Below are 15,842 nucleotides of genomic sequence, written 5' to 3' on the forward strand. Positions count from 1 at the left end.
GGGCCGTTTTTGTGACTGATTGATGGGAACACTCCGCTATGTCTGAAACAAAAATCACACCGCATATGCAGTCCTTTGTCGATAAGTTTGTCGAGTTCTCGGCGCGCCTGGCAAACCAGGTGCACCTGCGCTCCCTGCGCGACGCCTTCGCCACGGTGATGCCGATTTTCATCCTCGCCGGTCTGGCGGTGCTGGTGAACAACGTGGTGTTCCCGTGGATTTTTCACGGCGATACGCTGGCACACTTCAAAGTGTGGGGCGAGGCGATTATCAACGGCACGCTTAACATCGCCGCGCTGCTGCTGGCCCCGATGATCGCCTGGTCACTGGCGCGCAACAAAGATTTCGACAACCCGGTCTCGGCAGTGGTTATCGCCGTCAGCAGTTTTATCATCATGATGCCGATGCGCTTACAGGTTACGCCCGTTGGCAGCGACGCCGCGGTGAACGTCACGCAGGTGCTGACCTTCGCCAATATCGGCTCCACCGGCATTTTCGCCGGGGTGCTGATTGGGCTGCTCTCAACGGAAGTGTTTATCGCGATTTCGCGCCTGAAGGCGCTGCACATATCGCTCGGGGAAAATGTGCCCCCAGCGGTCAGCAAATCCTTTACCGCGCTGATCCCGACGATCCTCACGCTCTCCCTGTTCGCGGTGCTGGCGGCCGTGCTGGCAAACGTGCTGCACACGGATCTGATCCATCTCATTACCACCTTTATCCAGCAGCCGCTGCGGCTGATCAACACCAGCCTGCCGGGGACGATTTTCATCTACAGCTTCGGCAACTTCCTGTTCACGCTCGGTATCCATCAGTCGGTGGTCAACAGCGTGGTGCTGGAGCCGTTTCTGCTGATCAACACCAACGAGAACATGCTGGCCTTCGCCAACGGCCAGCCCATTCCGCACATCATCAACAACATCTTCGTGCCGACGTTTGGCATGGTGGGCGGAACCGGCAGCACGATCTCGCTGCTGATCGCCATCTTTATCTTCTCACGACAACAGTCGGCGAAACAGGTGGCGCGTCTGTCGCTGGCGCCCGGCTTATTTAACATCAACGAGCCGGTGATCTTCGGCCTGCCGATTGTCTTTAACCTGCCGCTAATGATCCCGTTTGTGCTGTTGCCCGCGATAGGCATTTACTTCGCCTGGCTCTGTACCACGCTGGGATTCATGTCGCGCTGCGTGGTGATGATCCCGTGGACCACGCCGCCGATTCTCAGCGCCTGGCTGGCGACGGCAGGGGACTGGCGGGCGGTGGTGGTGCAGTTGGCAATCATTATATTTGGTGTATTCTTCTACCTGCCTTTCCTCAAGATTGCCGAGCGAGTGGCGTTGAAAAACAGCGGGATAGAAAACTAACTGTAAGGAAGGACGATGGCGGCGAAGTACATCACCATAGCGCGGGAAATCAAGAAACGCATTATCAGCCAGCAGTACGCCGCCAATGAACCGCTCCCGGACCAGTTTGCGCTGGCGGCGGAGTTCAGCACCAGCCGGATGACCATCCAGCAGGCGATGCGCCAGCTGATCGTCGAAGGGCTGGTCTACACCCGTCAGGGGCAAGGGACGTTCATCCGCAAAAACTTCCTCCAGCTCTCGCAGTGGGATCTCTCCGGCAGCGACTATTTCGGTGCCACCAAAACCTGGGCGCATCTGGGTACGGTCACGAGCCAGGTGGTGCATTTCGAACTGCGCTTCCCGAACGAAAAAGAGCAGGCGTCGCTGATGATTAACGCCGATGCGCCGATCTACGACTTCATTCGCCTGCGTTTACTGAACGGCGAACCGATGTCGCTGGATTCCACGGTGATGCCGATGAATCTGGTGCCGGGCCTGACGAAAAACCACCTTGAAGGGTCAGTGTTTCAGTACGTTCAGGAAACCCTGGGGCTGAAAATTATGGGATCATACCGGGTCGTGCGGGCGCTAAAGCCCAGCGCGCTGGACAGAGAGCATCTGGTCTGTGAGGAAACCGATCCGGTGCTGGAGGTGGAGCAGGTCATTTATCTGGAAGATGGCACGCCGCTGGAGTATGCCCACTGCCACTATCGGTACGACCACGGCGGGATTGTTATCGTGAATAACGGATAGTCCGTCCTTCAGGCACACGACTCGAAATAGCTGTCTGTATCTTTTATGTAAAGATCGTTCTGACACAGATGCTGAATATGACCCGGCTTAAATGTAAAACGGATTTTTTGGATCCAGGATCGTTTTATTTTGCTGGTATTGTCGCGTGATAATCCATAATCATGAATTATCTCATGAACAAAACGAATGCTCTTTGCAGAAACATAGACCGGTGTTTTGGTGAGCTGAATCAGTTTGCTGATCCAAATATCATCTGCGCGAGGACAAACCCGAATAAAATCCTCGTTAAAATGGAAATACTCCGGAATCATATTTTTCTTGAGGACAACGCCACCAAGACCGGTGATGATATAGTTTTGCTTAACAACTTTTGGCACAGTGATAAGCGGGAAATTACGATAGGTATCAAGAAGTTCTTTCTTCTTCTTTACCGTTTCGCGCACGCGCGCAGCAACCACATATTCCTGATTGTGGTGGTAAAAATCATCTAGTAGGGTTTCTGCCCACATTTCGTTATAAATGGCGTCATCGTCGGCATAAATCAGAATATCCTCTTCCGTTGCCGCTTGTAACGCAGGAAACAATTTACGATAAGGCCCGGTGTTTTTAACCCATTTAAAAACCAGGTTTGTACCTGTCTGGCGAATTTTCTGCGCCCATTCAGGCTCTTCAGTGATGCCTTCATCACTGAGATAAGGTGTACTGGAGACCCATACAACAATTTGATCGACTTTTTTACTCTGGTTCGCTAGTGACCACACTGTCTGCGAACAGAGATAAAGGCGCGATTTTGTTGTTGTTAAGTTAATACTGATCATTGTACTAAGTGTGCTCCAGGAAATAAAAAGACCCTATAAATACAGATTAAACTGATGTTATAAGTAGGCGCATCATAACACTTAGAGGATCAGATGTAACCACGCCGGGTTGGCAGAAAATGGCAAGAATGGGAATTACGGCAATAATTGCTGTTCAGAAACGATGAGTGCAGTGGGTATCGCGGAGTAATAAGACCCCGAGATTTCGAGGTCTTATAATGTACTTTAAAGATTCAGATTGATCAGTTCAGACGCACCGGCATACCGGAACGGTTCTGAATCGCCTGGTCGACGATGGTGGTTTCCACGTCAGGCTGAGAGGTCACGGACTGCACCGCGCTGTTCAGCGTAATCGGCACGATCTCGTTGTTGTTGATCTGGTCTTCGCTGGTGGACAGCGGGTTGTGCACTTCGATGTAGCGGCTGCCGTCTGGCTCAGACGTCGCTTTCACCGGTTCGTTGATGAACTGCACGCGCGTACCGACCGGCACGTTTTCGAACAGGAACTTGATGTCGTCGTTACGCAGGCGCACGCAGCCGTGGCTCACGCGCAGGCCGATACCGAAGTTGGCGTTGGTGCCGTGAATCGCATACAGACGACCAATATACAGGGCATACAGACCCATCGGGTTATCCGGGCCGGCTGGCACAACGGCTGGCAGCGGTTCGCCCGCAGCGATGTATTCCGCGTGCATTTTGGCGGTAGGGGTCCAGGTTGGGCCCGCTTTCTTACGTTCAACTTTGGTGGTCCAGTTCAGCGGGGTATCTTTGCCCAGCTGGCCGATACCGATTGGCAGCACGATAACGGTGTTGGTGCCTTTCGGGTAGTAATACAGACGCATTTCGGCGCTGTTGATCACGATACCTTCATGAACGGTATCCGGCAGGATCAGCTGCTGAGGAATATTCAGCACGGTACCTGCTTTTGGCAGATACGGGTCAACGCCCGGGTTCGCTTCCAGCATGTTAGACAGGCCCAGCTGGTACTGCGCGGCGAAATACTCCAGCGGCTGAGAGTTACCCTCAGGCACCGTCACCACCTGGTTTTGACCCACCAGACGGCTTCCGTCGGTCGGCAGGGGATACGTCACCGCAGACGCGGTCTTACAAAAACCTACTACGGCTAACGCCGCCGCAAAAAGCGTTGTTAATTTCATGTTCATGTTGTGCGAGGTATCTAAGCCATTCTGGCGATGAGTTGATAAGTCTGAATCTGTGATGGGAGCGCATTATATGTGCATTCCCGCTCACTGGGAATTCAGATGTGTACGAAATCACATTTTTTTCGATTTTGTTAAAGTTTAGTGGATTGCCGCAACACGGGATCTCAATTCGGAATTGTGGCATAATGCCGTGTTTATCACACTTTTCGCAGGAATCTCCCCGTGTTAGTTACCAGCAACGTCACTATGCAGTTTGGCAGTAAGCCGCTGTTCGAAAACATTTCCGTCAAATTTGGCGGCGGCAACCGTTACGGCCTGATTGGCGCCAACGGTAGCGGAAAATCCACCTTCATGAAGATCCTCGGCGGCGATCTGGAGCCGACCCTCGGCAACGTGTCGCTCGATCCGAACGAGCGTATCGGTAAGCTGCGTCAGGATCAGTTCGCCTTCGAAGAGTTCACCGTGCTGGACACCGTGATCATGGGGCACGCGGAGCTGTGGGAAGTGAAGCAGGAGCGCGATCGCATCTACGCGCTGGCCGAAATGAGCGAAGAAGATGGCTATAAGGTGGCCGATCTGGAAACGCAGTACGGCGAGATGGACGGTTACTCTGCGGAAGCGCGTGCGGGCGAGCTGCTGCTGGGCGTCGGCATTCCGGTTGAACAGCATTACGGCCCGATGAGCGAAGTTGCGCCAGGCTGGAAGCTGCGTGTGCTGCTGGCTCAGGCGCTGTTCTCTAACCCGGACATCCTGCTGCTCGACGAACCCACGAACAACCTGGACATCGACACCATCCGCTGGCTGGAGCAGACGCTCAACGACCGCGACAGCACCATGATCATCATCTCGCACGACCGTCACTTCCTGAACATGGTCTGTACGCACATGGCGGATCTGGACTACGGCGAGCTGCGCGTTTATCCGGGCAACTATGACGAGTACATGACCGCCGCCACCCAGGCGCGCGAGCGTCTGCTGGCGGACAACGCCAAGAAGAAAGCGCAGATTGCCGACCTGCAGTCCTTCGTTAGCCGCTTCAGCGCCAACGCCTCTAAGTCGCGTCAGGCGACCTCGCGTGCGCGTCAGATTGATAAAATCAAGCTGGAAGAGGTTAAAGCCTCCAGCCGTCAGAACCCGTTCATCCGCTTCGAGCAGGACAAGAAGCTGTTCCGTAACGCGCTGGAAGTGGAAGCCCTTACCAAAGGCTTCGATGAAGGCCCGCTGTTTAAAAACTTCAACCTGCTGCTGGAAGTGGGCGAGAAGATTGCCATTCTGGGCGCCAACGGCGTGGGTAAATCCACCATGCTGAAAACCCTGGTCGGCGAGCTGCAGCCGGACAACGGCACCGTGAAATGGTCCGAGAACGCGCAGATTGGCTACTACGCGCAGGACCATGAGTACGAGTTCGAAAATGACCTGACCGTCTTCGACTGGATGAGCCAGTGGAAGCAGGAAGGCGACGACGAGCAGGCGGTGCGCAGCATCCTGGGCCGTCTGCTGTTCAGCCAGGACGACATCAAAAAGCCTGCTAAAGTGCTCTCCGGTGGCGAGAAAGGCCGCATGCTGTTCGGCAAGCTGATGATGGAAAAACCAAACATCCTGGTGATGGACGAACCGACTAACCACCTGGACATGGAATCGATCGAATCCCTGAACATGGCGCTGGAGATGTATCAGGGCACCCTGATCTTCGTCTCTCACGACCGTGAGTTCGTCAGCTCGCTGGCAACCCGCGTGATCGAGATTACGCCAGAGCGCGTGGTGGACTTCACCGGTAACTACGAAGATTACCTGCGCAGCAAAGGTATCGACGGCTAAAAAAAAGCCCGGTGGCGCTTCGCTTACCGGGCCTACGGGTGACTTTGTAGGCCGGGTAAGGCGAAGCCGCCACCCGGCAATGTTCAGAGCACCCACTCACTCCTTTCAACCCCGTTCACCCGCAGCGTACGTTTTTCCCCCGCCGGTAATGATACCTTCAGCGCCTTCCACGCCGGACGATAATCCCCCCGCGCGTTCACCTTCAGGTTGATGGTTGCGCCATCGCACACCATCTCCCATTCCACCCACAGCGCGTTGCCGTTCAGGTAGCCCCAGCTTTCGCCGTCATCCTCAAACAGCAGCCCGGCGGTGGTGCCGACGCCTTTCACCGGGAACAGTTTCAGCTCACGGGTATCGTCTTTATCGGCGCTCACGTGACGGATGCGTTCGCTGAGCGGCAAACCGGCACCGGCGCGCACCAGCAGCGGCAGCTTTTCCAGCGGCGCATCAAGGACGATCGCCTGGCCGCCCGCATACCACGCGTGGGTGTAAAAATCGTACCAGCCCGTTTCGTTATCCGGCAGCCAGACGCGGCGCTCGCGCTGCCCGGCTTCGACGACGCTGGCCACCAGCAGGTCACGGCCCAGCAGGAAATCGTCGCACTCTTCAAACGTCTGCGCATCGTGCTCATGATCGAGGAAGGTCGGGCGCAGCATCGGCTCGTCGTCGGCGTGCGCCTGCCAGAGCAGGGTGTAGAGATACGGCAGCAGGCGGTAGCGCAGTTCAATGGCGCTGCGAATCGCAGGCGTGACGCCCGGGTACATCCACGGCTCGTTCACCGTGTGATCATCGTTCCACGAATGAATGGTAAAGCGCGGGTGCATCACGCCGTTCTGTACCCAGCGCACGAACAGCTCGGCATCCGGCTTGTCGCCGGAGAAACCGCCGACGTCGTGACCGACGTTGAACAGTCCGGACAGGCTCATGCCCAGCCCCATGCGGATGTTATAACGCAGGGTGTCCCAGTTGGTGCGGTTGTCGCCGCTCCAGGTCTGAACGTAGCGCTGCATCCCGGCGCAGCCGGAGCGGGAGATCAGATACGGACGCTTCTCCGGCGCAAAGCGCTGCTGCGCTTCCAGCGAGGCGCGCATCATCAGCAGCGGCATCACCGGGCGAATGTGCTTGATGGCGATCTCCTGACCGAAGCCATAGCAGCGCGCTTCCCCGTCCCACACTTCATACTCGTTGTTGTCGTTCCAGGTGGAGTCGATGCCCATCTCCAGCAGCTGCGTGGTCACGCCGTTCTGCCACCACTGCACCGTCTGCGGGTTGGTGAAGTCGAGATGCGATCCTTCGTCATCCCAGAAGCTGGAACGTTCAGGCGCATCGGTTTCTGAATCACGAATGAACAGGCCGCGTTCCGCCACTTCGCTGTAGCGGGGATGATCCTGCAACAGACACGGCTTGATGTTGGCCGCAAGCCGCAGCCCCGCGTCGTGGAACGCCTGGCTCATCACCTTCGGCTGCGGCACTTTGTCGTAGTTCCAGTTAAAGACGTAGCGCTTGCCGTTAATCGAGGTATAGCCGGAGGAGAGCTGGAACGAGTCGCACGGAATGGCATGCTCATCGCACAGGCGGATGAAGTTCATCAGCTGGTTTTGCGCGTCCGGCGCGTCGGTGTAGTGCATGGTCGAGCCGCTGTAGCCCAGGCTCCATTTCGGTCCGAACAGCGTTTTCCCCGTCAGGCGCACGAAGGCTTTGGTCACGTCCAGCACGCGCTTGCCGGTGAAGAGGTAGTAGTCAATATCGCCCGCTTCCGCCTGCCAGCGGCGGTAGGCAGTGTGATAGTTGTCGATCTCGTTACCCAGATCCAGCCAGCAGTTGCTCAGGTTATCGTAGAACAGACCGTAGCTCACGTCATCGCGACGGGTGAGGGTGAACGGGATGTGCTTGTAAAGCGGATCGGTGCTGGCCGCGTTATAGCCCATCGCGTCCAGGTTACGCATCTCATAGCGTTTACCGTTGCGCTGCAGATCGCCCGCTTTCTCGCCCAGGCCGTAGAAACGCTCGTCCTTGCGGCGGCTGAGGTAGTGCGCCACGCCGTCGCCGTGGGCGTTCAGCAGGTAGGCGCTGGTGGGACGGTCGTTGACCAGCGGCTGCCACTCGCCCGCGTCATTGCGGTAGTGCCACTCCAGCCACAGCGGCTGGTGGACCGTCACGCGCAGCTGCTCGGTTGCTACCGTTAACGTGTCCTCCTGCTGCTTCAGCGTCCAGGCCGGGCAGGTGAAGCCGCTGACATCGTCACGACGGCGACCTTCCCACGGCACGTCTTTTTCCGGTGCGATGCTCCAGGTGCGGTCCAGCGCCAGCTCGCCTTTGCGTTTGATCAGCACGCGGAACAGGTTCTCTTCCAGCACATACAGGCACAGACGGTGCTGGTTATCGACCAGCAGTTCAAGATGGTTTGCCGACTGCGTATCAACGGTCCAGTTTTTCAGGGTTTTCATATGCAATACATCCACTATCAGGCGCGCTTGGCGCGACGTTCAGCAATAAATGCTACCAGGAAGAGAGCGCCAATCAGGTCAAAGAAGCCCATGGCGATAAAGAGCGGGTTAAAGCCGATTTTGTCGGCGGTCACACCGATTAACAGCGAGAACAGGAAGCTGGCGATCCACGCCGCCGAGCCGCGCATGCCGTTGACGGTCGCCATCTGGCCTTTGTCGAACGACTCCACGACCAGGGCGCTCAGCATGCAGGAGATGATCTGGTGCCCGAAGCCGCCGATGGAGATCAGCACGATGGTGATATACGGGTCGCGGGTAATGGCCACGATGGCCAGCGAGATCATCAGGAACGCGCCGGTCACGGAGCTGGCGACGACCGAGTTAACGCGGGAGCAGCCGAACAGGCGGGTGTACAGACGCGTCAGGTAGCCGCTTGCCACGCTGCCGAGGTCGGCGGCGAGGAACGGCAGCCAGGCAAACATCGCAATCTGCTTCAGGTCCATACCGTGCTCTTTGGCAAGATACAGCGGCACCCAGAAGCTCAGCACCGCCCAGGCCGGTTCCGCCATAAAGGCCGGGATGGCGATACCGTAGAAGCGTTTGTTTTTTGAAACGGTTTTCAGCGCGGTCAGGAAGGGCAGTTTGACCGGCGCCGGTTCGTTATCCTGCTTGATAAACGCCAGCTCGTCCTTGCTCAGGTTCGGGTGCTGCTCCGGGTTATGGTAGAACGCCCACCAGAGGATCACCCACAGCAGCGCCAGCACGCCGGTAAACATAAACGCCCCCTGCCAGCCGAACGAGGCGTGAGCAAAGTAGATGATAGGGGGAGCCAGCATCGCGCCGATGGAGAAGCCCACGCCCGCCCAACCGGCGGCAACGGGACGCTCTGATTTCGGGAACCATTCGCCGATGGTTTTGGCGTTCGCCGGGGTGGCAGCGGCTTCTGAAGCCCCCATAAAGAAGCGCAGTATGGCCAGGTGCAGCCAGCTTCCGGCGCCCGCATGGAAAATACACATCAGCGCCCAGATCCCGGCGCAGACCATAAAGCCAATCTTGAGGCCAATGACGTCAATCAGCCAGCCGCACAGGGGCTGGAAAATGGTATAGGCGATCTGAAACGCGCCGACGATCCAGGAGTATTGCTCGGTGGTGATCCCGAGGCTCTCTTTTAGCTCCGGAGCGAGAATACCTAAGGAATTTCGGGTGATGTAGTTAACGGTGACGCCCAGCAAAAACAGCACCAGCATGTACCAGCGCAGGTTCTTGATGACGCGACGGGTTTTGCTTGTCGCAATGGTGTTATTGATGTCCTGACTCATTTTACTCTCCACAAGACGGACGGTAAGGGGACGGAGGTTCAGGTGTCACACAGATTGTTATGCCTTTGATTTCTATACGCTTATAATGCTTAAGTTGCTATACAACTAGTATGGAAGCTGTGTGACAAGTTCACCTTAAGGAAGAAAATGAGTGGGCAAAAGTGGATTTTGTGCAAAATTTCTCATAACAGACGAAAACACTCTGGCATGATGGCATTTATGCCAGTTATTGCCTGACAAACACGCTATGAAAATTTTTTCATTTCGCAAATGGAGCCAGATCACAAAATGGACAAAAGGCTAAAAATCACCGAAATCGCGGCCCGCACGCAGCTCTCCATCAGCACCGTGTCGCGGGTGCTGGCGGGGAAAGCGAATACCAGCGAAAAAGCGCGTGCAAAGGTGCTGGCGTGCGCGCGAGAGCTGGGGGTAATGGACGGCATGGCGGCCGGGCGTCTGCTGCTTAACAGCCTGGTGGTTTTTGCCCCGCAGCGCGCCTTCGACGAGCGGTCCGACATCTTTTACTACCGCGTGATCCAGAGCGTGAGCAATGCACTTGCCTCCCACGAGGTCCGGTTGCGCTACTGCGCGCTGGAGGAGAACGACAGCGACGCCCAGCTGTTTCTGGCGCGGATGAACGAGCCGGATACCCAGGCGGCCATTCTTCTCGGTATTGACGATCCGCATATCCACGATCTGGCTGTGGACGTGGGCAAACCCTGCATGCTGATTAACTGCCGCGACCGGCACATGCGTCTGCCTGCCGTTGCGCCGGATCACCGCGCCATCGGCGAGCGGGCGGCGGAGTACCTGTTCGAGATGGGACACCGCGAGGTGATGAACGTGCTGTGCCTGCGTCGCTACACGATGGAGCTGCGCCTGTCGGGGATCCGCGACGCGTGGCAGTCCCACAACCTGGCGTTCAACGACAAGCGCGATCTGCTGGTGGTGCCGAGCTTCAGCGCCAGAGAGACGGAGCAGCTGGTGAGCGATTGGCTAAATCAGCAGCAGGGAAAAGACCTGCCGACGGCGTTCCTGGTTGGCGGCGACTTTATGGCGGCGGGCACCATCAGCGCCTTACAAAACCACGGCCTGCGCGTGCCGCAGGACGTCTCGGTGATGAGCATCGACGGCTTTAACCTGGCGGCGATTCAGGATGTTCCATTAACGGCCGTGCATGTTCCCCGCGATGAGCTGGGAACGGAAGCGGTACACATGCTCCAGCAGCGGCTCATGCGCCTGGACGCGCCGGTAGGCACATTGCTGCTGAACGGCACGCTGGCCGTGCGGGAATCGGTACGGCGGATACGTCAGGGGAAACGACGCACCGCCGTGGAGCGGGAAGGGCTGTACGACAGCTAGACCATGCCCAGCGCGCGTTTGCCGTGGATGTTGAGATCGTTCACGGTAAAGCGGTCCTGCCAGGTTTTTTCATAATCCTCGCGCGGGAAGTCTCCCGGCGACGCGCCGGTTTCCAGCGCTTCCTTGACCTTCTTCGCGTAGGCGAGGTTTTTCTCGCACATCGGTGCGGCGGGGATGTACATCACGTTGCCCCAGCCCTGCTGATCTTCCACCGGCGCGACGGAGTGGATCACATCGCAGTGCCACCACACCGAATCACCCGCCTCCAGCGCAGGAATGCTGGTCAGCGCCTCGATAAGCAGCGGGTGCCACTTCTCGGAAACCGGCAGCACGCGCCCCGGCGCCACGCCGCACAGCTCGTCCTCCGGCACGTCGTCCAGCAGCGGACGCAGCAGAATGTACGCCATTGCTTCCGGGATCGGCACTACGTGCAGCAGCCCCTGGCCGGGGATCATGTCCGACAGCGCCGTCCAGCCCTGGAAGGTGCGGAACACCGAGCATTTGGTGGTGTTATCGACGGTATACTCTTCCACTTCGGTACGGTGCGCGGCGTTCCACGGATCGTACTTGTCGACGTTGCCGTCAAACACGCGGGCAAAGACCTGCTGGTAGGCAGGCAGCAGCCAGCGCTCCAGCGCGCCGGAGTCGGTATGCGCGCCGAGTCCTTTCGAGGTGGTTCCCGGCGGACGGCGGCGAATACGATCCGGGTAAATCACGCTCACGTCCGGGTCGAACCACTGCTTGCCGTTGCTCTCGAACGTCCATAAGCGGTTCAGGAACGACTGCACCTGCGCCATTTCTTCGCTCTGGCGCGCCTGCATTTGCGCCTGCGACCAGTAGATCGGGTAAATCTCCGGACGGGAAGCGCTCAGGGTGCCGAAGAAGTTATCGCCTGGCCCTTTGTACACCTCATCAAACTTGTTCAGATCGAGGTAGTCGAGCATCGACTGATCCCACGCCAGCGCCTGCTCGCGCGGGAAGTGACCTTTAATCACCGCGCAGCCGCGGCGCTTAACGGCCTCGCGCTGTGCGTCGGTAATCGTGCCGTTTTTCACATCGTTAAACGGAATCACCGGCCAGACGGATTCACCTTTATTTTTAAGGGCGTTAATTTCCGCCACTCGGGTGGCAATGCTGTCGCTGAGCTTGTTGAAGACCGCCTGCACGTCGCCGATCTGCGCGCGTAATTCACGTTTCAACTGACGGATTGCCGCTTTGTGATCCGCTGGCAAGGTTTCACTGGTAAAGGTCATAACTGCCTCGCATCTTTCATTCGAAAGTAAAAATGTCTACAAGTGATACTTTAAGTTAAAAATAAGTTAATGCAAGTTTAAAAACTTGACCTGCGCCACAGGACGGGAAAATGAGTGAGGGTGCCGGAGCAGGGCTCCGGCGAGAAGAGGATCAGGCGTCGAACGGGGAATGGTTGTCGAGCACGGCCTGGATGACGTTCAGCGCGCCGTGATGGTTGTTGTCATCGGTGCTGTAGCGGCTGATTTCTTTGATGCTCTCTGCCGCGTTGCCCATCGCAAAGGAATATTTCACCAGCTTCAGCATCTCGGCATCGTTGCCGCTGTCGCCAATGGCCACGCACTCTTGAGGAGAGATTTTCCAGCGTTTCAGCAGGCGGCTGATGCCGTTCGCTTTGTGCAGGCCGGGGATAATCAAATCGACAAAGCCAAAGCCGCTGGTGACCGGCTTCATGATGCCGTCCAGGGAGACGTGGAGTTTATCCACCAGATTAGGAATGTCGCTGTCCGGCAGGTTCAGGGAGAACTTAAACAGCACGTCGTCAATGTCGCGGTAATCGCTGATGCGCTTTAAGCGGTGGTAGTGCTTTGACATTAGCGCCACGAACGCGTCCGGCGCTTTATCGCTGACGTAGGCGCTCTCCAGCCCGCAGGCCACGAAGTTCAGCCCTTTGTCTTTCAGCAGTTCGCCAATCACGATCTGCGATTCATGGCGCGTCAGCTCGCCGTGAAAAATCTGCTCGCCGCGATCGAACACCAGCGCGCCGTTTTCCGCCACGAAGGAGATCCGATCTTTAAGCTCCGGAAAGAAGGAGATGAGCTGGTAATACTGGTTGCCGCTGGCGACAACAAATTCAATGTCGCGGGCTTTAAGCTGTTCAAACTGTGCCTGGAAGCGGTCACGATCGTACTGCTTGGCATCATCAAGGAAAGTTCCGTCCATATCGGTGACGATAACTTTAACGGTCATACTGTGCTCCTGGGTCACTGCGTTTTGAAACATTCTAATAACAAGGTGACGAGGAGCACAAATTTAATTTCGAATGAAAGTCAGAAAGCCGGGTGGCGGCTTCGCCTTACCCGGCCTACGGGGAGACTCTGTAGGCCCGGTAAGCGCAGCGCCACCGGGCGTTTTCTTACAGCGTATGCTCAGTACGGGCGATAATATCGTCCTGCGCATCCGGCGACAGGGCGGTGAAGAACGCCGAGTAACCCGCGACGCGCACCACCAGGTCGCGGTACTGGTCCGGGTGTTTCTTCGCCTCCAGCAGCGTTTCGCGCGAGACGATGTTGTACTGAATATGCCAGCCCTTATGCACCTCGAAGAAGGTGCGCAGCAGCACCATCAGCTTCTGGCGATCGCTGTCGTTTTCCAGCGTCGACGGGTTCAGCTTCTGGTTCAGCAGCACGCCGCCGAGAATCGCTTCCGTCGGCAGTTTGCCCACCGAGCCAATTACCGCCGTCGGGCCGAGGTGGTCCGTACCCGAAGCCGGGCTGGCCCCTTCCGCCAGAGGGGTATGCGCCTTACGTCCGTCCGGTGTCGCCATCGTCGCCGCGCCAAACGGCACGTTCGCGGAGATGGAAGAGGTGCCCGCGTAGTAGTTACCGCCAATCGGGCCGCGGCCGTAGCGCGGGTTATGGTACTGCTTCAGCTCTTCAATGTAGGTCTGATAGGCGCGGGTCAGCAGCATATCCACGCTGTCGTCGTCGTTGCCGTACTTCGGCGCGCCGTTGATCAGGCGCTGACGCAGCTGCTCGTGGGTCAGGCCATCGAAATCATCGGCCAGCGCCGCCGCCAGCTGCTGTTGACCGATGACGCCCTGTTCGAACACCAGCTTCTTCACCGCCGCCAGGCTGTTGCCGAGGTTGGCGATGCCCACCTGCAGGCCGGACACCCAGTCATACTTCGCGCCGCCCTGCTTGATGCTTTTCGCGCGCTCGATGCAGTCGTCCACCAGCGCCGAGCAGAGAATGTCGTGGACGTTCTCCTCCAGCATGGTGTCCACGACGTACTCAATCTCGATGGATTTGCGGGTGTAGTAGCGGATCTGGCTATCCCAGGCTGCCATCACTTCGTCGAAGTTATCGAAGTTACCGGCAGAGAGGGCTTTCTCCTGCGGCAGGAACACCTTGCCGCTGGTGGCGTCGCGGCCGCCTTCCAGCGCGGCCAGCATCACGCGGGCGAAGTTGATAAAGCTCATGCCGGTGCAGCGGTAGCCCCACTTGCCGCCTACCGCGGTTTCGATGCAGCCAATGGCCGCGTAGTCGTAGGCGTCGTCGCGTTCAACGCCGAGCTTGATGAATTCCGGAATGACGATTTCATCGTTGTTGAACGCAGGCATCCCGAAGCCGCAGCGGATCACCTGCACGCAGGCGTCGAGGAAGTCGTTGCTCATGCCCGCGTGATAGCGCACGCTCAGGTTCGGCTGGGTGGAGCGCAGGCGACCGCAGGATTCCAGAATCGCGTAGGAGAGCGGGTTCACCGCGTCCATCGGCTCACCGTTGACCAGCTTCTGGCCGCCGATGGTGACGTTCTGGTACAGCGGGCTACCGGCGGAAGCCTTCGAGTGCGAGCCGGAGCGGATCTTGTTCACTTCCAGCAATTTCAGCCAGCAGCTGTGCAGCAGCTCGATGGCGTGCTCGCGGTCCAGGCTCTGGTTCAGCTCCACGTCGCGGCGGTAGTACGGATAGAGATACTGGTCCATACGCGCGAAGGAGACGGAGTGGCCGTTGGACTCAATCTGCAGGATCAGCTGAATGAAGTAGCACAGCTGCAGCGCCTGCCAGAAGGTTTTTGGCGGCTCGTGGGCGATTACGTCACAGTTTTCCGCCATTGCCAGCAGCTCGTCGCGGCGGCTTACGCGGGTTTCGGTGGAGGCCATCTCGCGCGCCAGATCGGCGAAGCGTTTGATGTGCAGGCTGACGGCTTCCAGCACGATATCAATGGCTTTCAGGAACTGATCGCCGTGCAGGTCTTCCAGCACCGTCAGGTTGATGCGCGAGCGGCGCTCGGCCACTTTGGCGCGCAGGCCGTCGAGACCTTTCTCCAGTACCAGCGGGAAGTTCACCGCCAGGTGCGCGTCGCCGGAGGTCATGTTGCCTTCGGCTTTGATGATGCCGGTTTCCAGCAGGCCTTTCTGCTCGTCGGTGAACATGCCGTAGCAGCGGTCCTGCACCGTCTGGCCGCGCCACCACGGGCAGATCTCATGCAGCACACGCTTGTTCTCTTCGCTCACCGCAAAGCCCGCGCCCGGGCGATCCGCCAGGTCGTCAATCTCTTTCTCAATCCAGGAGACGGTGTATTCCGGGAAGATCGGTGCGGCGCGCACTTCGCTGGCCTGGTTACCGATAATAAGCTCGTCGTGTTTGATCCAGATGGTACGCTCGGCCAGGTGATGCGCCAGCGCCAGGGCGCGACGGACCGGGATCGGCTTGTCCATGTGCTGCTGGTACATTTCGGTGTAATGCTGGGCACGCTCGGTACAGACCGGCGGCTTAACGATATGTACCAGCGCCGTTTTGTGCGCCTTAATGCGCTCGCTGAGGGTATTGAGATTCAGGGTTGTCATAAG

At 57.8% G+C, this 15,842-nt stretch carries 11 protein-coding genes; 4 read left to right on the forward strand and 7 right to left on the reverse strand.

The features are described from left to right. Positions 1-38 precede the first annotated feature (38 nt). Both AA74_RS0117280 and AA74_RS0117285 read left to right on the forward strand, forming a co-directional pair. Positions 39-1,361, forward strand: a complete 1,323-nt coding sequence (locus AA74_RS0117280; protein WP_025912879.1) for a PTS sugar transporter subunit IIC — start codon at positions 39-41, stop codon at positions 1,359-1,361. A 15-nt stretch (positions 1,362-1,376) separates the two neighbouring features. Beyond that, on the forward strand, positions 1,377-2,093 hold the full coding sequence (locus AA74_RS0117285) for a GntR family transcriptional regulator (RefSeq protein ID WP_025912880.1): 717 nt from the start codon (positions 1,377-1,379) through the stop codon (positions 2,091-2,093). Positions 2,094-2,101: 8 nt separating this feature from the next. Here AA74_RS0117285 and AA74_RS01000000122285 read toward each other — a convergent pair whose 3' ends face one another. Together AA74_RS01000000122285 and ldtB are read right to left on the reverse strand one after the other, a co-directional pair. After that, the gene (locus AA74_RS01000000122285; RefSeq protein WP_023615566.1) at positions 2,102-2,911 is read right to left on the reverse strand and encodes a glycosyltransferase; all 810 of its coding nucleotides are present in this window, start codon (positions 2,909-2,911) and stop codon (positions 2,102-2,104) included. A gap of 242 nt (positions 2,912-3,153) precedes the next feature. Continuing rightward, on the reverse strand, positions 3,154-4,074 hold the full coding sequence (gene ldtB / locus AA74_RS0117295) for a L,D-transpeptidase (RefSeq protein ID WP_008501186.1): 921 nt from the start codon (positions 4,072-4,074) through the stop codon (positions 3,154-3,156). 222 nt (positions 4,075-4,296) lie between these two features. Between ldtB and AA74_RS0117300 the strand changes: the two genes are divergently transcribed. Then, positions 4,297-5,892, forward strand: a complete 1,596-nt coding sequence (locus tag AA74_RS0117300) for an ABC-F family ATPase (RefSeq protein WP_008501187.1) — start codon at positions 4,297-4,299, stop codon at positions 5,890-5,892. A gap of 83 nt (positions 5,893-5,975) precedes the next feature. Here AA74_RS0117300 and AA74_RS0117305 read toward each other — a convergent pair whose 3' ends face one another. Both AA74_RS0117305 and AA74_RS0117310 read right to left on the reverse strand, forming a co-directional pair. Beyond that, the gene (locus tag AA74_RS0117305; protein WP_025912881.1) at positions 5,976-8,339 is read right to left on the reverse strand and encodes a TIM-barrel domain-containing protein; all 2,364 of its coding nucleotides are present in this window, start codon (positions 8,337-8,339) and stop codon (positions 5,976-5,978) included. A gap of 17 nt (positions 8,340-8,356) precedes the next feature. Next, positions 8,357-9,658, reverse strand: a complete 1,302-nt coding sequence (locus tag AA74_RS0117310) for an MFS transporter (RefSeq protein WP_025912882.1) — start codon at positions 9,656-9,658, stop codon at positions 8,357-8,359. A gap of 288 nt (positions 9,659-9,946) precedes the next feature. Between AA74_RS0117310 and AA74_RS0117315 the strand changes: the two genes are divergently transcribed. Further along, positions 9,947-11,020, forward strand: coding sequence for a LacI family DNA-binding transcriptional regulator (locus AA74_RS0117315; protein ID WP_025912883.1), 1,074 nt, complete (start codon positions 9,947-9,949; stop codon positions 11,018-11,020). Here the strand turns inward: AA74_RS0117315 and AA74_RS0117320 are convergent. From AA74_RS0117320 to AA74_RS0117330, 3 genes are all read right to left on the reverse strand, one after another. Then, a complete protein-coding gene (locus AA74_RS0117320) occupies positions 11,017-12,273 on the reverse strand; it encodes a DUF1479 domain-containing protein (protein ID WP_025912884.1) in 1,257 nt (418 codons plus the stop codon). The two genes, AA74_RS0117315 and AA74_RS0117320, sit on opposite strands and share 4 nt — an antisense overlap. 151 nt (positions 12,274-12,424) lie before the next feature. Then, positions 12,425-13,240 (reverse strand): Cof-type HAD-IIB family hydrolase, encoded by an 816-nt coding sequence (locus AA74_RS0117325; RefSeq protein WP_008501192.1) that lies wholly within the window; start codon positions 13,238-13,240, stop codon positions 12,425-12,427. A 166-nt stretch (positions 13,241-13,406) separates the two neighbouring features. Further along, positions 13,407-15,839, reverse strand: a complete 2,433-nt coding sequence (locus tag AA74_RS0117330; protein ID WP_023343643.1) for a formate C-acetyltransferase/glycerol dehydratase family glycyl radical enzyme — start codon at positions 15,837-15,839, stop codon at positions 13,407-13,409. Positions 15,840-15,842 lie beyond the last annotated feature (3 nt).

It is taken from the genome of Enterobacter sp. 5-4 (assembly GCF_000612205.1).
In the GTDB taxonomy this organism is placed as follows: Bacteria; Pseudomonadota; Gammaproteobacteria; order Enterobacterales; family Enterobacteriaceae; genus Enterobacter; species Enterobacter roggenkampii.